This window comes from Chloroflexota bacterium (assembly GCA_016235055.1).
In the GTDB taxonomy this organism is placed as follows: domain Bacteria; phylum Chloroflexota; class Anaerolineae; order JACRMK01; family JACRMK01; genus JACRMK01.
In genome coordinates, this window is sequence record JACRMK010000007.1 from 129,242 (window position 1) to 149,591 (window position 20,350).

General features: G+C 65.6%; 22 protein-coding genes. 9 read left to right on the top strand and 13 right to left on the bottom strand.

Translation table 11 applies throughout. The features are described from left to right. Nucleotides 1-229 precede the first annotated feature (229 nt). From HZB53_01975 to HZB53_02015, 9 genes are all read left to right on the top strand, one after another. Complete coding sequence (locus HZB53_01975) at nt 230-595, top strand: winged helix-turn-helix transcriptional regulator (GenBank protein ID MBI5876392.1); 366 nt, start codon at nt 230-232, stop codon at nt 593-595. Further along, nucleotides 579-1,109 (top strand): SRPBCC domain-containing protein, encoded by a 531-nt coding sequence (locus tag HZB53_01980; GenBank protein MBI5876393.1) that lies wholly within the window; start codon nt 579-581, stop codon nt 1,107-1,109. The genes HZB53_01975 and HZB53_01980 overlap by 17 nt, the downstream gene beginning before the upstream one ends. Before the next feature lie 94 nt (nt 1,110-1,203). Beyond that, the gene (locus HZB53_01985; protein ID MBI5876394.1) at nt 1,204-1,698 is read left to right on the top strand and encodes an SRPBCC family protein; all 495 of its coding nucleotides are present in this window, start codon (nt 1,204-1,206) and stop codon (nt 1,696-1,698) included. Then, on the top strand, nt 1,695-2,171 hold the full coding sequence (locus HZB53_01990; protein MBI5876395.1) for an SRPBCC family protein: 477 nt from the start codon (nt 1,695-1,697) through the stop codon (nt 2,169-2,171). The genes HZB53_01985 and HZB53_01990 overlap by 4 nt, the downstream gene beginning before the upstream one ends. Before the next feature lie 31 nt (nt 2,172-2,202). Next, on the top strand, nt 2,203-2,772 hold the full coding sequence (locus tag HZB53_01995; GenBank protein MBI5876396.1) for a dihydrofolate reductase family protein: 570 nt from the start codon (nt 2,203-2,205) through the stop codon (nt 2,770-2,772). Between the two features lies 1 nt (nt 2,773). Next, nucleotides 2,774-3,337, top strand: a complete 564-nt coding sequence (locus HZB53_02000; GenBank protein MBI5876397.1) for a dihydrofolate reductase — start codon at nt 2,774-2,776, stop codon at nt 3,335-3,337. Nucleotides 3,338-3,957: 620 nt separating this feature from the next. Next, nucleotides 3,958-5,160 (top strand): aminopeptidase P family protein, encoded by a 1,203-nt coding sequence (locus tag HZB53_02005; protein MBI5876398.1) that lies wholly within the window; start codon nt 3,958-3,960, stop codon nt 5,158-5,160. Nucleotides 5,161-5,258: 98 nt separating this feature from the next. Further along, a complete protein-coding gene (gene pdxH, locus HZB53_02010) occupies nt 5,259-5,894 on the top strand; it encodes a pyridoxamine 5'-phosphate oxidase (protein ID MBI5876399.1) in 636 nt (211 codons plus the stop codon). 53 nt (nt 5,895-5,947) lie between these two features. After that, nucleotides 5,948-6,217: an AbrB/MazE/SpoVT family DNA-binding domain-containing protein gene (locus HZB53_02015; protein MBI5876400.1), complete on the top strand. Its 270-nt coding sequence runs from the start codon at nt 5,948-5,950 to the stop codon at nt 6,215-6,217. A gap of 300 nt (nt 6,218-6,517) precedes the next feature. Here HZB53_02015 and HZB53_02020 read toward each other — a convergent pair whose 3' ends face one another. The 13 genes from HZB53_02020 to HZB53_02080 all read right to left on the bottom strand — a co-directional run bounded on the left by HZB53_02020 (nt 6,518) and on the right by HZB53_02080 (nt 20,328). Next, a complete protein-coding gene (locus tag HZB53_02020) occupies nt 6,518-6,694 on the bottom strand; it encodes a hypothetical protein (GenBank protein ID MBI5876401.1) in 177 nt (58 codons plus the stop codon). Nucleotides 6,695-6,964: 270 nt separating this feature from the next. Next, nucleotides 6,965-7,546 (bottom strand): polyisoprenoid-binding protein, encoded by a 582-nt coding sequence (locus HZB53_02025; protein ID MBI5876402.1) that lies wholly within the window; start codon nt 7,544-7,546, stop codon nt 6,965-6,967. A gap of 254 nt (nt 7,547-7,800) precedes the next feature. Continuing rightward, nucleotides 7,801-10,881: an AAA family ATPase gene (locus HZB53_02030; GenBank protein MBI5876403.1), complete on the bottom strand. Its 3,081-nt coding sequence runs from the start codon at nt 10,879-10,881 to the stop codon at nt 7,801-7,803. A 458-nt stretch (nt 10,882-11,339) separates the two neighbouring features. After that, nucleotides 11,340-11,888 carry a hypothetical protein gene (locus HZB53_02035; GenBank protein MBI5876404.1) on the bottom strand — a complete coding sequence of 183 codons (549 nt, stop codon included), beginning with the start codon at nt 11,886-11,888 and terminating at the stop codon, nt 11,340-11,342. Nucleotides 11,889-12,070: 182 nt separating this feature from the next. Next, nucleotides 12,071-12,796 (bottom strand): class I SAM-dependent methyltransferase, encoded by a 726-nt coding sequence (locus HZB53_02040; GenBank protein ID MBI5876405.1) that lies wholly within the window; start codon nt 12,794-12,796, stop codon nt 12,071-12,073. 77 nt (nt 12,797-12,873) lie between these two features. Beyond that, on the bottom strand, nt 12,874-13,284 hold the full coding sequence (locus HZB53_02045) for a hypothetical protein (GenBank protein MBI5876406.1): 411 nt from the start codon (nt 13,282-13,284) through the stop codon (nt 12,874-12,876). A 77-nt stretch (nt 13,285-13,361) separates the two neighbouring features. Continuing rightward, complete coding sequence (locus tag HZB53_02050; protein ID MBI5876407.1) at nt 13,362-14,135, bottom strand: enoyl-CoA hydratase/isomerase family protein; 774 nt, start codon at nt 14,133-14,135, stop codon at nt 13,362-13,364. A 13-nt stretch (nt 14,136-14,148) separates the two neighbouring features. Beyond that, nucleotides 14,149-14,619 carry a DinB family protein gene (locus HZB53_02055; GenBank protein MBI5876408.1) on the bottom strand — a complete coding sequence of 157 codons (471 nt, stop codon included), beginning with the start codon at nt 14,617-14,619 and terminating at the stop codon, nt 14,149-14,151. A gap of 41 nt (nt 14,620-14,660) precedes the next feature. After that, nucleotides 14,661-15,527, bottom strand: a complete 867-nt coding sequence (locus tag HZB53_02060; GenBank protein MBI5876409.1) for a metallophosphoesterase — start codon at nt 15,525-15,527, stop codon at nt 14,661-14,663. A 60-nt stretch (nt 15,528-15,587) separates the two neighbouring features. After that, nucleotides 15,588-16,394, bottom strand: a complete 807-nt coding sequence (locus tag HZB53_02065) for an MOSC N-terminal beta barrel domain-containing protein (GenBank protein MBI5876410.1) — start codon at nt 16,392-16,394, stop codon at nt 15,588-15,590. Continuing rightward, complete coding sequence (locus HZB53_02070; protein MBI5876411.1) at nt 16,391-17,653, bottom strand: 2-isopropylmalate synthase; 1,263 nt, start codon at nt 17,651-17,653, stop codon at nt 16,391-16,393. Before HZB53_02070 ends, HZB53_02065 begins: the two co-directional genes overlap by 4 nt. Then, on the bottom strand, nt 17,646-18,929 hold the full coding sequence (locus HZB53_02075) for a 2-oxo acid dehydrogenase subunit E2 (GenBank protein ID MBI5876412.1): 1,284 nt from the start codon (nt 18,927-18,929) through the stop codon (nt 17,646-17,648). Before HZB53_02075 ends, HZB53_02070 begins: the two co-directional genes overlap by 8 nt. Nucleotides 18,930-19,344: 415 nt before the next feature. After that, nucleotides 19,345-20,328, bottom strand: a complete 984-nt coding sequence (locus tag HZB53_02080) for an alpha-ketoacid dehydrogenase subunit beta (protein ID MBI5876413.1) — start codon at nt 20,326-20,328, stop codon at nt 19,345-19,347. Nucleotides 20,329-20,350: the final 22 nt, after the last annotated feature.

A 20,350-nucleotide genomic window follows, 5' to 3' on the forward strand; every position in this document is an offset into this window, starting at 1 on the left:
GGCGCTTGTCACGCAAGCTGGCCCGCCGAAAAAGTGGCGCTGCCCTCCCCCCGACCCCCTCCCAACTTCGTTGGGCCCCTGCTCCCCCGCGCGCGCGGGGGAGCAGGGGCAGGGGATGAGGGGGCATATTGGTAGCCGACTCCAAATTGAGAATTGCTGAATTTTGCCCAGACCCCTTGACAGGCGGCTATTTGTGTTATATATTTAACCATATTGTTAATTAACTACTATGTTAACCACAATAACCGTTGATTCATTGAGTTCCACGCTCGCCGCCCTGTCCGATCCGACCCGCCGGGCGATTCTGGAGCGGTTGGCCACCGGCGAAGCGACCGTCACCGAGCTGGCACAGCCGTTCGCGATGAGCCTGCCTGCGATCTCGCGGCACCTGAAGGTGCTGGAGCGCGCCGGTCTGATCGAGCGCGGCCGCGAGGCGCAGTGGCGCCCCTGCCGCCTGAAGGCCGAGCCGCTGAAAGATGTGTCCGACTGGGTCGAACGGTACCGCAGCAACTGGGAAGAGCGCTTCGACCGGTTGGACGACTATCTGAAGAAAATCCAATCCGAGGGAGAGAAGAAGGATGAGCACAGTAAGTAAAGGCGCCGCACCGACCGACGGGCAGGCGTTCCAGTTGACCCGCGTCTTCGACGCGCCGCGCGAACTCGTTTTCCGGGCGTTCACCGAGCGCGAGCACCTGTTCCACTGGTGGGGTCCGAAAGGTTTCGTCATGCTGGCCTGCGACGTCGATCTGCGGCCGGGCGGACTCTTCCGCTACGGCATGCGCGCGCCGAACGGCGCCGAAATGTGGGGCCGCTTGGTGTTCCGCGAGATTGTGTCGCCAGAACGGATCGTCTTCATCAACTCGTTTACCGATGCGGCGGGCACTCCGATCCGGCATCCGATGGAGCCGAACTGGCCGCTGGAAGTGCTGTCCACCCTGACGTTCAGCGAGCATGACGGCAAGACCGTCCTCACCAGCACCAGTGTTCCGTTCAACGCGACGGAGACCGAGGCCCGGATCTTCGAAGCGGCCAGCAAATCCATGGAGGCGGGCTTCAAGGGCACTTACGGCCAACTGGACGCCTATCTGGCTTCGTTGCGCACAGCCTGACGACACGGCGATACGCCGGAACGAAGACCCACGAAGAGCACAGCACACAAGCCGGGAACGAAGTAGGAAACGCACCCCAGGGAGGGGGCTCCATATGAGCATGACCGAGATCAAGGTTGAACCGGGCAAGCACGAGATCATTATGATTCGCGAACTTGACGCGCCGCTCGCGCTCGTCTACAGAGCGTTCACCGACCCGCAGGCCATTCCGCACTGGTGGGGGCCGCGCTACCTGACGACCACCGTCGAGCAGATGGACGTGCGGCCCGGCGGGCAGTGGCGCTTCGTGCAGCGCGCCCCGGGCGGCAGCGTGCACGCCTTCCACGGCGTCTATCACGCCGTCACCCCGGACCGGGGAACCGTGCAGACGTTCGAGTACGAGGGCGTGCCGGGTCACGTGGCGATGGAAACGCTCGTGCTGGAAGATCTGGGCGACCGCACCCGCGTGATTGAGCAATCTGTCTTCCAGTCCGTCGCCGACCGCGACGGGATGGTCGCCGAGGGCATGGAACTTGGCGTGCGCGAATCGACGGATCGCATGGCCGAACTGCTTCTGACGATGGGGGCGCCGGCCGGGAGGAACCGATGAGCATATCCACCCACGCAGGCATCGCCGAGCGCGAGATCGTCACCACGCGCATCTTCGACGCGCCGCGCGACATTGTATTCGCGGCGTGGATCGACCCGCAGCACATCGGGCAGTGGTGGGGCCCGAACGGCTTCACGATCACGACCGAGCGGATGGATGTGCGCCCCGGCGGCGAGTGGGTGTTCGTGATGCACGGCCCGGACGGCACCGACTACCCGAACCGGATCGTCTATGCAGTGATCGAGCGGCCGGGCAAACTGGTCTACAAGCACGACTCGGGCGACGAGAACGAGCCGAGGCAGTTTGTGACCACCGTAACGTTTGCCGAGCAGTCTGGCAAGACCGTGCTGACGATGCGCGCTCTTTTCAAGACGGCTGCGGAGCGCGACAGCGTGGTCAGGGAACACAACGCCATCGAGGGCGGCAATCAGACACTGGGACGGCTGGCAGCCTACCTGGCGGCGAGTCGGTGACGCACAATTCACAAGGGAGAGGGAGCAACCAATGCGTAAAGTGATCGTATCCGAATTTGTCACCATCGATGGCGTGATGGAAGACCCCGGCGGCGCGGATAAGTCCGCCTACGGCGGCTGGAGCATGCCGTTCTGGAACGACGAGATCGCCAAATACAAGACCGACGAGTTTTATGCCGCAGATGCACTGCTGCTGGGGCGCGTCACTTATCAGGGCTTTGCGGCGGCCTGGCCGGCGATGGGCGGCGACGGCGGCTACGGTGACCGGATGAACAACCTGCCGAAGTACGTCGCGACGACGACGCTGACGGAATTCGCCTGGAACAACTCGCGGCGGATCGCGGGCGCCGTGGCCGCGGCGGTCGCCGCGCTCAAGCAGCAGCCCGGCATGGACATCCTGGTATTCGGAAGCTGCGGCCTGATCCAGACGCTGGCGAAGCACAATCTGGTTGACGAGTACCGGTTGATGATTCACCCAGTGGTCGTCGGCGGCGGCAGGCGCGTCTTCGGCGACGGCCTCGCACGGCAGACTATGGAACTGGTCGAATCGAAAACGCTCGGCAAGGGCGTCGTCGTGCTGACGTACCGGCCGGGAGCGTGACATGCGCAACGTCATCTTTCAAATGGCGGTGTCGCTCGACGGTTACTTCGAAGGGCCGCACCATGAGCTTGACTGGCACCGGGTGGATGACGAGTTCAACGCCTATGCGATCGACCTGCTGAACCGCGTTGACGCGCTGCTGTTCGGGCGCGTGACGTATGAACTGATGGCGAGCTACTGGCCCACCCCGGCCGCTCTCGAGGACGACCCGCAGGTGGCGCGCCGAATGAACAGCCTGCCCAAGCTCGTCTTCTCGCGGACGCTGGAACGCGCCGATTGGCAGAACACGCGGCTGGTCAAAACCGATGCCGCCGCCGAAGTGTCGCGACTCAAGCAACAGCCTGGCAAGGACGTCGCGATCTTCGGCAGTTCCGATCTGGCGCTGGCGCTGATGCCCGACCGCCTGATCAACGAATACCGCATCTTTATCACTCCGGTCGTGCTCGGTAGGGGCAAACCGTTGTTTGCCGGCATCACGGAGCGACATACGCTGGCATTGCGCAGCAGCAGGGTCTTCAGATCGGGTCTCGTCTGTCTTACCTATGCGCCCGCCAGTCTAGTCTGATCGCAAGGCGTGCGAAGCGATTGAGCCAGCCCGCGCACAAGCGCGAGCTGGCTCGTTGTTGTGGGCATGCCGCCCTCCAGGGTATACCACAAAAGTATCGGGATCGCACGGCCAGCCAGTCCGTCATTCCGGCACGTTTTTGGCCGGAATCCACCCAAACCGAGCGCCGCAACAGCCTCATACTATTTCAACTTGGCCATGTCCTCATAGCGATTGCGCAGACGCAACTGCCGCCCCCTCATCCCCTGGCCCCTTCTCCCCCGCGCCCGGGGGAGAAGGGGAAAAACTACCGGGGATTGGCGCGGCGGCGTAGCCGCCGCGCCAATCCCCGGAGACTTGCTCCCCCTCCCAGCGAAGTTGGGAGGAGGCTGGGGGGAGGGCAGAATTTGGCGGTGTGCCGTGTGCTCATGCGACATGCACATGGGGACATTTTCAATTTGAAACAGTATCAGATTCCGGTTGGAGTGGATGCCGGCTAACACCATGCCGGCATGACGATCGGCTGCGCCTCCAACAGTTTGGCGGTATACCCGCCCTCCGGCATGGCTCCTTCATGGTATAATGCCGGGGTGAGCGTCTGAGTCATACGTCCAACCCATTTATACACCCGAGGAGCCCGCATGGCTATTGCCAGCACATCGATCAAGATCGACCGCGCCGAGTTCAGCACGCGCGCGGAGCAGTTGAAGGGCTATATCCAGCAGGAAAAGCTGTCTGGCGTCGCCCTGTTCGACAACTACCACATTCTCTACTACTCCGGCTTCGCGTTTATTCCCACCGAGCGGCCGATCGCGTGGATGATGAACGCAAAGGGCGAGCAGGGCATGTTCGTGCCGCGCCTGGAACTGGAGCACGCCAAGGCGAACGTGCAGGGCGGCCGGGTGGACAACTACCTCGAATACCCCGACAACCCGCACCCGATGACGCTGTTCAAGCAGATGCTGGCCGAGATGGGCTTCGGCGGCCGCGTCGGCGCGGACAACGACGGCTACCCGTGGATCCTTGGCTATCGCGGCCCGGCGCTGACCGAAATGCTCGGCTGCACCTACGTCAACGTCAACCCGTTCGTCGAGGACATGATGGCGCTCAAGAGCCCGGCCGAGCTCGCGCTGATCCGCGAGAGCGTCAAGTGGGGGCACCTGGCGCACGTGCTCTTGCAGCGCTATACGAAGGTCGGCGTGACCGAGACCGAAGTGAGCCTGCGGGCTGGCAACGAGGCGACGCTGGCAATGATGGACACGATCGGACCGATCTACCGCGCGCTCGGCTATGGCCGCAGCGGACCCAGCGCGGGCTACCGCGGCCAGATCGGGCGCAACGCGGCGATCCCGCATGCGCTGGCGAATAACATCGTCTTCCAGGCGGGCGACGTGCTGGTGACCGGCGCGGGCTGCCCGATGTGGGGCTACCAGTCGGAACTGGAGCGCACGATGATCATCGGCGCGCCGAGCGACGACCAGCGGCTGTTCTTCGACCACATGCTGCAGGCCCAGCAGACTGCGCTGAATGCGATGAAGCCGGGCGTCAAGTGCAGCGACGTGGACCGCGCGGTGCGCAAATTCTACGAGGACAACGACCTCAAGCCGTACTGGAAGCACCACAGCGGCCACGCGATCGGTCTGCGCTACCACGAGGGCCCGTTCCTCGACATCGGCGACGACACGGTGCTGAGAGAGGGCATGGTCTTCACGGTCGAGCCGGGCCTGTACGCGCCGGAGCTCGGCGGCTACCGTCACTCCGACACGGTCGCCATCACGGCCGGCGGCATTGAGATGATGACCTACTACCCGCGCGACCTGGAGAGCCTGACGATCGCGGGGTAGGGGAAAGATAAAACCAAACCCACCACGGAGACACAGAGACACTGAGAACCTATGCTAAAGTTCGAAGTTTCTCTGTGCCTCCGTGTTTCTGTGGTGATATGGAGCGAGATCGCACGATGACCAACACACCCAGCAACCCCCTCGACGTTAGCAAAGTTGACCCCAACCCGCTGGCGCAACTGAACCGATGGCTTGACGAGGCGTTTGCCTTCGGCATTGAGGAGCCCAACGCCATGAGTGTCGCGACCGCGACACACGACGGGCGCCCCTCCACGCGCATGGTGCTCATGCGCGGTATGGACGCGCGCGGCATCGTCTTCTACACGAACTACCAGAGCCGCAAAGGCGGCGAACTGGCGCAGAACCCGCACGCCGCGCTGCTGTTCTACTGGCCGCCCATGCACCGCCAGGTGCGGATCGACGGCACAGTCACGCGGACCACGGCCGCCGAATCCGACGAGTACTTCCAGAGCCGCCCGGCCGGCAGCCGCATCTCGGCGCTGGCCTCGCAGCAGAGCGCGGTGCTGGAAAGCCGCGCGGTGATCGAGGAGCGCGTCCGCGCGCTGCAGGCGCAGCACGGCGACAACGCGCCGCGGCCGGATCACTGGGGCGGCTACCGCGTGAACCCGGAGATGTTCGAGTTCTGGCAGGCCGGTGAGTACCGGCTGCACGACCGGGTGCGCTACCTGCGCGAGCCCGGCGGCGCCTGGCGCATCGAGCGGCTGTCGCCATAGCTGATGGCAAGATGACCGGATGATGGGATGACAAGGCGACTGGGTAACGCACCTTGCGACTCGGCCAAAGGTACCTGACCGCGATGCATACACGCATTGACGGTCACGGCCGTATTACAATACCGGAGCCAATTCGGCGCCAATTGGGAATCGTGCCGAACACGCTGATCACAGTCGAGGTGGTCGAAGAATCGCGCCGCATCGTATTGACGCCAATCACGCGCGCCCGCATCCATAGGCTGAGAGGCAAATACAAAGATCGTGGCCTGCTGAAGGCATGGATGCAAGCGCGAGACGGAGACCGCAAGAAGGAACGCGTCTGATACTCAGGCAAACAACATGACCGGAAGGCATCAACCGCCTTCCGGTCATTCTTTCATCTCTTCATCTTGTCATCCTGTCGTCTTGTCGCTCCGTCACCCTCATACTGTTTCAATTTGACCATGTCCTAAATGGTCATGTCGAGCGCGCAGGCAAGACCGTACCTTTGGAAGCCCGCCCCGCGCGCGAGACATCTGAAGTGCTGCATTAAAGATGCCTCGCGCGTGTAGCGTACGCCAGGCCGCAAGATCGACCTTCGCGCTCGGCATGACAAAATAGGACATGAACAGCTTGAATCAGTATCACTCCTCGCCGCCCTCGACCTCATGCCCGCCGCCGGGGTTCGGCATCGCCCGCTCCCACGCGGCAAGGAAGTCGCGCGTCTTGTCCGACGTGTGCAGGAACGCGAAGCGCGCCACCGTGCGCCCCACGTCCAACAGGCGCACATGCGCGCCGACCGCGCGCGCCGCGCAGCGCAATTTCGAGCGCCTTGCGCGTATAGCTGCCCTCGCGCAGGCTGCCGTTCAGGGCCGCGATGCGTACCTGGTGGCGCGCGTGGCTATGCGATGTGGCTGGCATGATGGTTCCCGCCTGGCGCGCAAGTCAGTCGTCAGCGTCAGCAGGTAATACGCCCGGCAGTCCGACGGCGCAGTGCTTGAACGTTGCAAAAAACAACGACCCGACAGGTTGGGCCTGTCAGGTCGTCTTTCCCCACTCCCCGTGTGTTGCTGATTGCTAAACTGATACGCTTACGCCGCGACGGGCTGCGCAACCGGCTTGGTGGAATCGGCCGCGGCTGGCTGCACGACCGGCTTGGCGAACTCGGCCTCGACGTCGAGCAGGATGTCCTCGCCGACCATCATGCCACCGGCTTCCAGCACCGCGTTCCAGGTCAGGCCCCACTCTGCGCGGTTGATCTTGCCCTTGGCGCTGAAGCCCGCGCTCTCGGTGCCCCACGGGGTCTTCACGCGGCCCAGGAAGTCCACGTCGAGTTCGAGCGGCTTGGTCACGCCCTTGATCGTCAGGTCGCCGATCAACTTGCCATGCGTGTCGCTGATGTGAACGCCCTTCGTGCTCTTGAACACGATCTCCGGGTGCACGTCGGTGTGGAAGAAGTCCGGCGACTTCAGGTGCGTATCGCGCTGCTCGAATTTCGTGTTGATGCTCGCCGGGTCGATCACGACCGTCAGAGACGACTTCGCGACGTCCTGCTCGTTGATATCGGCATCGATCGTGAATTTGTCGAACTGGCCGCGCACCGTCGAGATCATCATGTGCTTGACCGAAAACATAATCTGCGTGTGGCTGTAATCCGGCTTCCAATGGGTCATGGCTTTTCTCCTGTTTGCTCGTGGTATCAATTACGTTCGCTTCACTGTGAATAGGATACCGCGACAGCGTGACAGGAGCGTGAACGGGAGCGTGAACAGGCCGGTTTGTTCACGCACGCGAAAGAATTAACCGCAGAGAGCGCAGAGAAAACTTTGCTTCCCGCTAGTAACTCGGAGCAACGCCAATCTAAAGTGGCCTGTGTCTTCTTTGCGCTCTTTGCGTGCTTTGCGGTTGGCGGTTTTTCTTCAGTGGGCTACGCCAGCGTCTTTTCGAGCACTTCGACCTCGGTCAGCAGGCGCTTGCGGCGGCCGCTCTCGGCGATGGCGCGCGCAGCGGCCACGTGAGCGCGCCCTTCAGCGGGGGGCAACAGCGGCGCAAGCCAGATGTGGATCTGCGCGCCGAGATGCTGCAAGCCGAGCGCTTCGGCGCGTGCCAGCGCCGTCGACAGCCGGTGAATCGCCAGCCCGGACTGGCCGCGCGCCTGCGCGACGCGGCCGAGATTGGCCGTCAGTCCGGCGATACGTTCCGGCACTGCCGACTGCTCGGCGAGCGCCAGGCCTTCCGTGAAGCGCGTCTCGGCCTGGTCCAGATCGCCCGCCGCCAGCGCGATCTCGCCGAGCGTGGAGAGCAGGAACATCATGAGCGTCAACATGCCGCGTTCCTGTGCCATGCGCAACCCGTCGAGCGCAAACTCCGCCGCGCGCGGGTCGCTCAGCAGATGCAGGTGATAGGCAAGATTGTTGTGCGCGAAGATGCGCCAGAGCATCGACTCTTCGTCGGACGGATCGGCGCTCGTAACGGCATCCAGCGACGCGCGATATAGTTCGATGGCGCGCTCCAGGTTGCCCAGTTGCGCCTCGATACTGCCCATCTCGAAGCGCACGCGCGCCTGCAGGATGCCGCCGGGCGGCGCCATGCTGGCGGCGCGCTGGAGGTGCTCGATCGCGCCCGCCAGGTCGGCGCCTTCGACCGAGAGCGCGGTGCCCAGCGTGAACTCGGCGTCGGCGCGCTTGTCCGGCGTGTCGCTGTCCAGCACCGCCTGTGCCAGCGCAATCGTCTCGGCGAACTGCCCGAGCGTCATCAGCGCGCGCGCCAGCGCGATCCGCGCATCGTCGGCGTCGGGACCGCGCGCCAGCGACAGCGCCCGCCGGTAGGCGTCGATCGCCTTGGCAACCGCGCCCGACTGGTAGCACGCCTCGCCCATCGCAATATAGATGCGCCGGCTGCGCTCGGGGTCGCGCTCACTGCGCGCCGCCTGCTCGTAAAACGCGATCGCTTCCTTCCAGGCCGGCAGGCGCGCGGCCAGTTGCCCGGCGCGGAAGGCGTGCGGCGCGGCCCGCTCCGGCTCGCCGCCTTCCGCATAGTGCCAGGCCAGCAGACCGGCGACCGCATCGGGTTGCTGGCGATGCACCTGCTCGATCGCCTCGGCCACGCGGCGGTGCAGCAGGCGGTGACGTGCCTCACCGACCTCGGCGTAGGCGACCTCCATCGTCAGCGAGTGATCGAACAGGTACGATGCGCGGCCGTCGGCGTCGTGCGCCTCGCCGATCAGGTGCGCCGATCGCAATTCGTCGACGGCGTCCAGCACCGCCGCCTCAGACAGGCCCGCCGCGCGCGCGACGATGTCGAACTCGAACTCGCGGCCGACCGCCACGCCGACATCGACCACGCGCCGCGCGTTGTCCGACAGGCGCGCCAGCCGCGACTCGATCAGGCTGTACACACTGCGCGGCACCGGCGGCGCTTGCGACAGCTCGGTCAGGTTCACCACGCCGTCGGGGCGCAGGATCTGCCGCTCGCGCGCCTCGCGCACGAGTTCGCTCAGGATGTACGGGTTGCCTTCCGACGTGCGCGCCAGCCAGTGGGCCAGCGGCTGTGCATAGTCGCGGCTGAGGTGCCGTGCCAGCTCGACCGTGTCGTCCGCCGTCAGGCGCCGCAGGTGCAGCGGCTCGGCCTGACCGTCGCGCACGAGCGCCTGCCGCAGCACGGCCAGCGGCGAGCGCGCCTCGATCGGCCGCGTGGCGATGATCAGGGCAACCGGCATGTGGATGGCGGCCACGCGCCGCGCCAGGTAGCCGACCAGCGCCAGCGAGGAGGCGTCGGCCCAGTGCGCATCGTCGAGCGTGAAGACGAGCGGGCGCTCCTGCGCCAACGCCAGCAGGAACTGCGAGACGCCCTCCCACAGGCGCGACTCGTCGTTGATCGTGACCGGCGCGCTGACGACATTCGCCCAGCGGTGCGACGCCGACAGTTCCGGCAGCAGGTGGGCGACCTCGTCGCACCAGATCGGCGCCAGGCGGATGCGCTCGCGCAGCGCGGGCCAGTCCGGGCGGACGGTCAGATCGCGCAGCGCCTCGATGACCGGCTGGTAAGGCAGCGCGCCTTCCAGTTCGCGCGCGCGCCCGACCACTGGCAGCCAGCCGGAGGTGGCGATCAACTCGTCAATCAGGCGAGATTTGCCGATGCCGGCCTCGCCTTCGATGAGCGCGACCTTGTGCGTGACAGTCAGCCGCCGCAGCGCTTCCAACTCCAGCGCGCGGCCGGTGAACGGCAACAGGCCGGAGATCGCAATGCGCGGCGCGCGCGGTGCGGCGACGGCCGGCGTCGCGGCCGGCTGTGGCAGCTTGTCGGTAATGATCGCGTCGTAGAGTGCGCGCGTCTCGGCCATCGGCGGCACGCCCATCTCGTCGTCGAGCAGGCGCCGGAACTGCTCGTAGCGGCGGATCGCGCCGGCGCGGTCGCCCGCATAGTAGTGCAGGCGCAGGGCGGCCCGCTGCACGTCTTCCTGCAACGGGTCGAACGCCAGCGCGCGGTCGAGCACGGCCAGCGCACCCGCGTAATCCTGCGCCTGCTCGTGTCGGCGGCTCAGCGCCGTCAGGCCGCGCACCATCAAGCGGCGGTAGCGTTCACGTTCGGCGGCGACCCAGTCGTCGAACTCCGGCGTGTCGGGCAGGCCGAAATCGGCCAGGAACTCGCCGCGATACAGAGCGACCGCGTCAGACAGTGCAGCGGTATCCGCGCCGGGCGATTGCAGCGCGGCTTCGAAATCGTGCGTGTCGACCGTGGTACCGGCGGCGATGCCAACCTGCTCGTCGTCGATCGCCAGCGCATCGCCGAGCGCCTTGCGCAGGCCGTACAGCGTGGCGCGCAGTGTCTGCTGCGCCGAGGCGCGGTCGGCGTCGGGCCAGAAGAAGGCGAGCAGGCGCTCGCGCTTGACCGGCTTTTGCTGCGCGGCGAGGTAGTAGATCAGCGCGCGGCTCTTGCGGCGGCTGATTGCCAGCGACCGGCCGTCGAGCAGGAGTTCCGGCGCGCCGAGCAGGCGAATGGAGAGCATAGGGGTCAGGGGTCAGGGAGTAGGGATCAGGCGCTGGGAACACGAGGGACGCGAAAGTGAGCGAAAAAACGCGAACCAGAGCATTTTCACCAGTAACCTGATACGATCAATGGGCGGCGAGTCGAGGCCAGGATTTCTCAGCCGCTGCGCGGCTTCGAAATGACGAAACCGCGCGCACTGTCATTTCGAAGGCACGCAGTGCCTGAGAAACCTTGCCGGCCGCGTATGCCGCACCCCGACATGGATTCTCGCAGTGACAGGTCGCGTATCGATTATTTCTGGAAAACGCTCTATGGTGTCGATTCGCGTTTTTCGCCCCCCTATCGTGCCTTTCGTGTTCCAGACGCTTGGATTTTCGTCTTGGCGCGGCCGCCGATCGGCCCCCTTGTAACTAGACTATTTATATCCCGTTATATCCCAAGAGTTATCCCAAGTTATCCCAAACTAGCAGCTAGCGACTAGCGCAATTGCCCGGTAATAGAGAACTGCCCCGGAGATAACTTGATCTCCGCGATGGTGATGCGGTCGAGGTACGCCGCGATTGTGCGGTTGATGGTGCGCGTCAGTTGCGCGTTCAGATCGGCCGGCACCGGCACCGGGCCAAGCTGGATCTGCGAAACGGTGAAGACCGGCTTGCCGCCCGACGCCGCTGCCGAGAGCGTGATCAGCGCGGCCACCGGGTTGCCCTTACCCCACTCGATTTGCCCGAACAGGTCGGCCTTGCCGCTGTCGAAGCAGACGATGGCGTTACTGATCGGGATGAAATCTTCCGGGTTGCGTTTCTTGAAATCGTCGAGGTACAGTGACAGCAGCGACGAGACTTCGTCGTTGCTGGCCGTCAGCGTCGCGCTCTTGCCACCCGTGAACGCCTGCGCGGCGCGCTGGACGAACTGATCGGCCGCCTGCTTCGACACAGCGACCTGGCACGGTGCGACGGGCCCGGCATTGCACGCCGTCAGCGCCAGCAGTGCGAACAGCGCGACCATGATAGTGAATTGACGTACCATTTGTCCTCCTCTGCATGAACAGCGCAGATGCGCTGTACGCTTCATTATCATAGACGAATGAAAGGCGCGCAAAGTTTCAACCGGGGCATGGGCCGCTATTGGCTCTGTATGACCGAACAACGACGCCCCTTCCGGTCTGGAAAGGGCGTTGGATTTGCGCGGATGCAGGCGCTGCGACGGCGCTATTCGTGCAATACCGGCCGGTAGACCCCGGCGGTGAAATACGAGCCGCTCGACCAGGTATCCACTCCATCGCCGTAGCGCGACAGCAGGCCGGCCAGCGTCTCCGGCGTGTGGTAGACCTTGACGATCGCGTGGCGCGAGCCGTCATTCAGGATGCGCTCCTGCTTCAACTCGACGCCCGGCGCTTCGCCGCGAAACGGTTTCGAGTCCACGATCAGCACCGCACCGCCGGGCTGTATCACGCGCGCCACCTCCGCGAAAAAGCCGTCCAGCAAAGGCGACGGCACGTGGCTCAGCCAGAAGCCGAAGAAGCAGGCGTTGAACCCGCCGCTGCGGAACGGCAGGCGGTAGGCATCGCCGCGCGATACGTCGGCGCGCGCGCCCTCCGCAGCCAGCCGCGCGCGCAGCACGCCGATCATAGCTGGCGAATAGTCGAGCGTGGTCACCTGCGCGCGGCGGGCCAGCCGGCGCGTCCACCAGCCGGTGCCGCTGGCGATCTCCAGCAGGCGGCCGTGTGCGAATGCTTGCACCCAGCCGGTCATGATGCCAACCTCGACCTGCCAGCGCTCGTTGTGCGGCGGGTCGTCGTACATGCCGACGTGCAGGTACCAGTCGTCGTACTCGCCGGCGCGGTCATCGTAATACGCCTGCATGCCGCTGACGACGGACGGCACTTCGCTCGTTGACAGGGGCACCGAGCGCCACGCGGATGGCACAGCAGTCACGGTTTCAACTCCTTGCCGCAGCAAAAAGGCGCGCATGAGTCATGCGCGCCTGGTTGAGCGGGTTCACAGCGCGGCGGCTAATCGTCGTCGCCGTCGAAGTCTGCGGTTGCTGCGCCCTCGTCGTCCTCGTTATCCATCAGGCTGATCATGTGCATTTCGACCGGCAGGCGCACCCAGATCTGCAGCAGCGTCCCCTCGTCCAGTTCATCGAAGCGGATGCCGCAGATCTCGACGCGCTGCTTGAGGCCGTCCATGTCTTTGTACTCGAGCATGACCGGTCGCTGCTCGGACCACGCGTTGCGGCAGCGCGCGATCATCTTGGGGCCGTTGAAGGTGCGCGTGTCGCAGCGCGCCAGCTCGAACGGCCGCGGGGTATCCGGATACGACATCCAGGACTCACGCCCCTCAAGTTCAAATTGCGGCGGCGGGCCTTCGATGATGGAGATCAACTCGGGCTCGGTCAGTTCGGGCTTGTTCGGATTGCTCATGAAACGGCGCTTCTTTCTCGTCGGAGGGCTGTTCCCATTATAACACGGTGTTGGCGCGGGCTGGCAAATGCGCACCCCTAGCGGCCCTTCCACTCCGGCTTGCGCTTTTCGACAAAGGCGCGCATGCCTTCCTTCTGGTCGTCCGTGCCGAACAGCACCGTAAACAGGCGGTTTTCGTAGTCGAGCCCGTGCTCCAGCGCCACATCCTGCGCCTTGAGCACCGCCTCCTTGGCCATACGCGCAGCCAGCGGCGCCTGGCCCGCCACGCGCGCGGCCAGCTTTTTAGCCTCCGCCAGGTAGCTGTCGAGCGGCGCGACGGCGTTGACGATGCCCCAGGCCAGCGCCTTCGCCGCCGGGATCGGGTCACCGGTGAGCATGATCTCCATGGCGCGCGCCTTGCCGACGATGCGGGTCCAACGCTGCGTGCCGCCGCCGCCCGGGATCACGCCGATCTTGATCTCCGGCTGGCCAAACTGCGCCGTCTCGGAGGCGACGATCATGTCGCAAGCCAGCGCGACTTCGCAGCCGCCGCCAAAGCAGTAGCCGCTGACCGCCGCAATGACCGGCTTGCGCACGCGGCGAATGACCGCGAACATCGAGACGTTGAAGCGGTCCAGCATCTCGGCCGGCGAGCGATCGCTCATCTCCTTGATGTCGGCCCCGGCGCTGAACGCCCGATCGCTGCCGGTGACGATGATACAGCGCACCTGCGGGTCGGCGTCGAACGCCTGCAGCGCCTCGGCGCCCTCGCGCTGCAACTGCGCGCTCAGCGCATTCAGCGCCTGCGGCCTGTTGAGATGGATGATGCCGGTGCGGTCCTCGATGCTCGTGATGATCGTTTCGTAGGGCATGACGCGCTCCTTGCTACAGGCTTTTTGCGATCGCGGCGATCTGCGCGGCGTGCTCCTCGCCGTGCTCGGCCAGCCGCTGGGCGAAGAACTCCAGCGTCCGCGTGCCGAACTCGGGATGACTGCCCGTCTTCTGCCAGTCGGCGTCGGACAGCGTCGACAGCAGGCGCGCCATCATCTCGTGCTCGCTGGCGATCAGGCTGGCGATATCGGACGCACTTTCGCCGGCGTCCGGGTGTGACTTGCGGAACTCGTCCTCGTCGTACGTTTGAAAGACCGGCTCGGTCTCGGCGATCAGGCGGCGCGCGCGCAGACCGTAGGCGAAGACCGCCACGTCGCGCGTGTGCATCAGCGCCTGCCGCATCGACCACTCGCCCGCTTTGGGCGCGGTCGCGTGCTTGTCGGCCGGCACCGAGTTTACGGACTCCCCCAGCGCCTTTCCCGCGGCGCGGATGCGCCGGACAATCTCAGTGTGTTGTGCATTCATAGGTGATCTCCTCGTGAGTTGGATGCGCGTTAGCGCGCTGGTCAACGAAATAGATGGTAAGCGGCCGGAATGTATGGCCACGGATCAACGGCGTCAAACGCCGCGAGCAGGCGCTGATCGGTTGGTGCGTCGGGATGGTACTGGGCGCGCCACCGCACGAATGGGAGAACCCACAATCTTGCCGTGGCAAACTCGCGCCAGACCAACTCGCCGATAACACCGCAGCGTTCGCGGAAACGCTGCCGCTCAAATTCGGCCCAGAGCGTCGCCGTGTCGTACGGCACGTGCCGGAACTCCGCGACCCATGTGCCATCGACAGCCCGCAGCAGCATGTAGCGCGCATCCGTTGTGCCATTGACCGGCGCGCCGACCGTGCCCGGATTCAGCACGCGCCAGCGCCCGGCCCGCAGGTCCATCGGCAGGTGCGTGTGGCCGGCAATGATCGTCGTCTCCTCGATGCCAGCCAGCAGCGGTTCCAGCTCGGCTTCGGTCATTGCGGGGAACAGCGATTCCCACGCGCTGCGCGGCGAGCCATGCACGACCCGGATCGGCGGCGCATCGGGAAAGCGCAGGCTCAACGTATCCGGCATGGCGGCGATGGTGCGGTGCCAGTGCCCCTGCAACTGCTCGGCCAGCCACGGCAACAGCGGGAAGCGCGACGGATCGCCCCACTCGGCGGGCGCACGCGGCGTGTTGTAGTCGAGCACGTAGAACTCGTTATTGCCGCGAATGAGCGCCCACCCTTCGCGCGCAGCCACGTCCATCACCTGCGCGGAGAACGGCCCCCAGTTGACGAGATCACCCGCCACCACGATCCGGTCTATCGGGAACTGCGTCATGTCGCGCCGGACCACTTCGAGCGCGGGCAGGTTGCCGTGAATATCCGACAGAACCGCGAGCGTCGTCATCTGCGTATATGTTAAGCGGGACTGCGTAATGCCGCAAACAACCTGCAATACACGCCGCTGCTACCGCGCCGTCGCGGCAACCGGATCGCCCAGCGCGATCATGCCGGTCTGGCCGCTGACGAGGTTCTGCCCAAAGTAGACGCCGGGGCGCGGGTCGGTGCTGTGGCGGAAGCCGGCGAGCGTTTGCAGCGGCTCGGCGCCGACCGTTGCGGTCGCCTGGTCGGTGGTCGTGATAGCGCAGCGGGCGCACGGCTTGACGACGCCGAAGCGCACGCCGGCGATGACCACGTCCGACCAGCCATCCTCCACGAACGGCGCACCGCCCGCCACGACGATATTCGGGCGGAAGCGGTTCATCAGCAGTGGCTGCGCCAGCCGGGTGTTCAGGTTGTCCAGCGATTCCTGCGAGATGAGCAGGAACGGGTAGCCATCGGCGAAGCCGGTCTGGTCGTCGGCGCGGCGCGCAAACGCCGGGTCGACGGTGCGCGTGTGCTCGTCGGCGATGCACACCAGGCGGCACGACGCGCCGAGGTAGTCGCTGAACCAGGCGGCGGCCTCGCGTCCCTGGTCGACTGCGGCGCAGGTGTCGCGCCAGATGCCGACATTGCTGCGGGGGCCGTCGTTGCCGACCGTCAGCGACAGGTCGGACTTCCCCGGCGCGCGGACAGTCAGACAGTTGCCCGCCAGTTCCGGGGCAATCAGCGCCAGGCGCGGGTACTCGCGCTGCGTCAGGAACAGCCCGTCATCATCCACCACCATCAGCAGCCGATCGTCCTGCAGGCCGCGCGGGGTGACCTGCGTGCGATTGACCGCCGTGCCCCGGCACGATTTGATCGGATAGATGTAGAGTCCCGTTACGCTAATCATGGCAAATCCTCCGGGCCGCGGCGATTGACGATCCGCATGATCTCGTCCTCGCGCAGCACGCGGTGGGAGCGTTTGGCGGCGGCCAGCACGCGATCGACCAGCGGCCGCACCGGATCGATGCCGCGCGATTTCAAGTAGAAGACGACGTTACTGGCGCCGCTCAGCGGACCGACCTCGATGATCTGCCGGCGGCCGAACCACTCGGCGGGCACGCTGCAATAGACGTGATCGGCCAGCCACTGGTCGCCGCGCGCCAGCGCCTTGCTGACTGCCGAGGCGTGCACGCCGGTGGCGGTGCGGAAGGCGTCCGGGCTGAAGACCGGCCACATCGCCGGGATCGGCACGCGCAGGATGTGCGAGGCGCGGCGCACATAGTCGTTCAGCGCCGTCATGTCGTGCGGCAGCACACCGAGCAGCTTGAGATTGACGAGCAGGGTGTCCATCGGCGTGTTCCCGCTCCGCTCGCCGATGCCGAGCGCGGTCGCGTGCACGCGGTCAACGCCCGCCGCGATCGCCGCCAGTGAGTTCGCCACCGCCAGGCCGCGATCGGAGTGGCCGTGCCAGTCCACCGCGACCGCCGCGCCCGACTGCTGCACGATGCGCCGGACGTAGGTGACGACGTTGCGCGCGCCGTCGGGCGTCGCATGCCCGGTCGTATCGGCAATGCAGATGCGGCGCGCGCCGCACCCGATAGCGACACTGTACAGCCGCTCCAGCGATTCCGGGTCGGCGCGGGTCGTGTCTTCGGTGACAAACATGCACGACTGGCCGTGCTTGACGACGAAGTCGACCGATTCGTGCACGCGCATGACCAGGTCTTCGAAGTCCCAGTCTTCGGCCAGCCGGCGAATCGGCGAGCTGCCGACGAACACGGCGACCTCCACCGGCACGCCGGACTGCTGGGCGCACTCGATGGCGGGTACGATGTCGGCGAGCGTCGTGCGCGCGGCGACGTTGACATGAATGTCGAGCCCGACCGAGGCGCACGCCAGCGCGACGACGTCCTGCTGGGCCTGGCGTGACGAACTGGCGTAGCCGATGTTCGCGCAGTGGATGCCGAGCCGGCCCATCAGCCGCAGCAGGTCGATCTTCTGCTCGACCGGCGGGTTGACGACCGACGGCGACTGCAGGCCGTCGCGCAGCGTCTCGTCGTTCAGTTCCACCACCGCCGGGTAAGTAGTCGTCTGCCCGGCCGTGTTCCAGTCGTAAATCAGGTCGCGCGCCCGCGATGCGATCAGCGCGGACTCGGCCTCAGGCATACGTCTCCAGCCGGCGCTTGACCGCCGCGAGAAAGCGGTCGCCGTCGGCGCCGTCGAGCGCGCGATGGTCGAAGGTCAGGCCGACATTGGCCGTCAGGCGGATGGCGATGGCGTCGTCAATTACGATCGGGCGCTTGGCAATCGCGCCGACGCCCATGATCGCCACCTGCGGCTGAACGATGATCGGCGTGCCAAACAGCCCGCCGCCCCGGCCCGGGTTCGTGATGGTGAAGGTGCCGCCCTGCACGTCGTCGGGGCGCAGGCGCTTGTCGCGCGCGCGCCGCGCCAGATCGTTCACCGCGCGGGCAATGCCGAGCAGGCTCAACTCGTCAGCATTCTTGAGCACCGGCACGATCAGGCCATCCTCCAGCGCCACGGCGATGCCGATGTTGATGGCGCGGTGCAGCAGCATGCCCTGCATGGAGAAACTGCTGTTGGCCTGCGGCTGCTCGCGCAGGACGCGGGCCGCCACTTCCACGAAGTAGGCGGTGTAGGTCAGATCGGCGTCCTGGCGGGCAAACGCATCCTTGTTGGCAGCATAGTGCGCGGCCACGCGCGACAGGTCGATCTCGAACACCGAGGTCACGTGCGGCGCAGTCTGCACGCTCTTCAGCATGTTCTCGGCGATGGCGCGGCGCATCGGCGACAGCGGCACGAACTCGTCCTCGCCGGCAGTCGGCGCGGCGGGAGCCGGAACCGGCGCGGGAGTGGCCTCGCGCACGACGGGCGCGGAGGCCGGAATGGGCGACACGGCAGCGAGTGGTGGTACGCTTGGCGCAGGGGCCGTGGCCGGAACTGCGGCACGCGCCAGGTATGCCTCGACATCACGCTTGGTGACGCGCCCTTCCTCGCCAGTGCCCTTGAGCTGCGACATGTCGATGCTGTGCTCGGCGACGAGACGCGCCACGACCGGCGACAGGTAGGTCGCGCGCGAGCGGGGCGCAGCCACCGGCGCGGGTGCGGCGGCCACGGCAGGCACGGCAGCACGCGGGGCAGCGGTCGCTACCGGGGATGACGCAGAACCAGGCGCCTGCTCGCCCGGCTCACCCACGACGGCAATCGGCGTGCCGACGCGCACGGTTTCGCCCTCGGCAACCAGCAGAGCCAGCACGACGCCCGCCGCGGGCGACGGAATCTCGGTGTTCACCTTGTCGGTGATCACCTCGACGAGCGGCTCATAGAGCATCACGCGGTCGCCCGCGCGCTTCAACCACTGGCCGACCGTGCCCTCGACCACCGATTCGCCCAGTTGCGGCATCTTCACCTGTGTTGCCATGTCAGCGTCTCCACGTTTACTTCTTTTTCGACTTGATAATGCCCCAACGAACTTGTCATGCATGTCCTGTGCACGGCGGCTTCGCCGCCGTCCGCCGCAAAGCGGCGGGCACAGGATGAAACGTGAACGCAAGGCCTGCGAATTTCTTGAAACTGTGCGCGTGAAGCATCTAGAGCATTTTGTAGAAACATCGGGCACGCCATGCGGTTCGCCGGGTAGGGGCAGGTCTTTGACCTGCCCAGCGGACAGGCCAAAGGCCTGTCCCTACATGCGTCGTGCAGCACTATATCGGATCATTTCGCAAACCGCTATAGGCTCGTCCCGATGCTTGGCACACGCAGATTTCAGGCTCTTCGCGCGCGAGGCGATCGTGAAAGCGCTTGATTCGACCTTCGCGCTCAGAGTGACATAGTTATCAATACCGCGCCAGCTTGCGCATCGCGTCGGCGATCTTCTGCGGGTTGGGCAGCAGCCACTGCTCCTGACCCGGATCATGCGCCATGGCCGGCACGTCGGGCGTCGTCACGCGCATGACTGGCGCATCGAGATACTCGTACGCTTCCTCACTAAGCGTCGCCGCGATCTCGCCGGTGAACGAGTAACTGCGCGTGTCCTCAGTCACCGCCAGGCACTTGCCGGTCTTGCGCACCGAGCCAACGATGGTCTCGCGGTCGAGCGGCAACAGCGTGCGCAAATCGATGACCTCGGCATTCACGCCCTCGGCCGCCAGCGTCTGCGCCGCCTCAAGGCACTGGTGCAGCATCAGGCCGTAGCTGACGACCGTCATGTCGGCGCCCTCGCGCGCGATGCGCGCCCGTCCGATCGGCACCGTATACTCGCCGTCGGGCACGTCGTCCTTGATCGAGCGGTACGCCTTCTTGTGCTCGAAGAAGACGACCGGGTCGTCGTCGCGGATCGCGCTGATCAGCAGCCCCTTGGCGTCATAGGCCGTCGCCGGGATGACGACCTTGAGGCCGACGCGGTGCGCGTACAGCATCTCCACCGATTGCGAGTGCCAGAGCCCGCCATGCACGCCGGCGCCGTATGGCGCGCGCACGACCAGCGGGCAGCTAAATGCGCCGGCGGTGCGCCAGCGGATGTTGGCCGCCTCGTTCACGATCTGGTCGAGACCCGGCAGCGAGTATTCGGCGAACTGCATCTCGGCCACCGGCCGCAGGCCGCGCATCGCCGCGCCGATCGCCATGCCGGCGATGCCGATCTCGTTGAGCGGCATGTCGACGACACGCTTCGCGCCGTACTTCTTTTGCAGGCCGTCCGAGGCGAGGAAGACGCCGCCCTTCATGCCGACATCCTCGCCCAGCACGAACACGCGCGGATCGCGCGCCATCTCCAGATCCATAGCGTCACGGATCGCTTCGATCATCGTTTTGAGTGGCATGGCAGTTGCTCGCTTTTCGGAT

Excerpts from the sequence above, each read along its gene's own strand:
- HZB53_02035 (MBI5876404.1), bottom strand. The coding sequence starts at position 11,888 with ATGGTACGTCAATTCACTATCATGGTCGCGCTGTTCGCACTGCTGGCG.
- HZB53_01990 (MBI5876395.1), top strand. The coding sequence starts at position 1,695 with ATGAGCATATCCACCCACGCAGGCATCGCCGAGCGCGAGATCGTCACC.
- HZB53_02050 (MBI5876407.1), bottom strand. The coding sequence starts at position 14,135 with ATGCCCTACGAAACGATCATCACGAGCATCGAGGACCGCACCGGCATC.
- HZB53_01975 (MBI5876392.1), top strand. The coding sequence starts at position 230 with ATGTTAACCACAATAACCGTTGATTCATTGAGTTCCACGCTCGCCGCC.
- HZB53_02075 (MBI5876412.1), bottom strand. The coding sequence starts at position 18,929 with ATGGCAACACAGGTGAAGATGCCGCAACTGGGCGAATCGGTGGTCGAG.
- HZB53_02025 (MBI5876402.1), bottom strand. The coding sequence starts at position 7,546 with ATGACCCATTGGAAGCCGGATTACAGCCACACGCAGATTATGTTTTCG.
- HZB53_02030 (MBI5876403.1), bottom strand. The coding sequence starts at position 10,881 with ATGCTCTCCATTCGCCTGCTCGGCGCGCCGGAACTCCTGCTCGACGGC.
- HZB53_02060 (MBI5876409.1), bottom strand. The coding sequence starts at position 15,527 with ATGACGACGCTCGCGGTTCTGTCGGATATTCACGGCAACCTGCCCGCG.
- pdxH (MBI5876399.1), top strand. The coding sequence starts at position 5,259 with ATGGAGCGAGATCGCACGATGACCAACACACCCAGCAACCCCCTCGAC.
- HZB53_01995 (MBI5876396.1), top strand. The coding sequence starts at position 2,203 with ATGCGTAAAGTGATCGTATCCGAATTTGTCACCATCGATGGCGTGATG.
- HZB53_02000 (MBI5876397.1), top strand. The coding sequence starts at position 2,774 with ATGCGCAACGTCATCTTTCAAATGGCGGTGTCGCTCGACGGTTACTTC.
- HZB53_02045 (MBI5876406.1), bottom strand. The coding sequence starts at position 13,284 with ATGAGCAATCCGAACAAGCCCGAACTGACCGAGCCCGAGTTGATCTCC.
- HZB53_01985 (MBI5876394.1), top strand. The coding sequence starts at position 1,204 with ATGAGCATGACCGAGATCAAGGTTGAACCGGGCAAGCACGAGATCATT.
- HZB53_02055 (MBI5876408.1), bottom strand. The coding sequence starts at position 14,619 with ATGAATGCACAACACACTGAGATTGTCCGGCGCATCCGCGCCGCGGGA.
- HZB53_01980 (MBI5876393.1), top strand. The coding sequence starts at position 579 with ATGAGCACAGTAAGTAAAGGCGCCGCACCGACCGACGGGCAGGCGTTC.
- HZB53_02080 (MBI5876413.1), bottom strand. The coding sequence starts at position 20,328 with ATGCCACTCAAAACGATGATCGAAGCGATCCGTGACGCTATGGATCTG.
- HZB53_02070 (MBI5876411.1), bottom strand. The coding sequence starts at position 17,653 with ATGCCTGAGGCCGAGTCCGCGCTGATCGCATCGCGGGCGCGCGACCTG.
- HZB53_02005 (MBI5876398.1), top strand. The coding sequence starts at position 3,958 with ATGGCTATTGCCAGCACATCGATCAAGATCGACCGCGCCGAGTTCAGC.
- HZB53_02065 (MBI5876410.1), bottom strand. The coding sequence starts at position 16,394 with ATGATTAGCGTAACGGGACTCTACATCTATCCGATCAAATCGTGCCGG.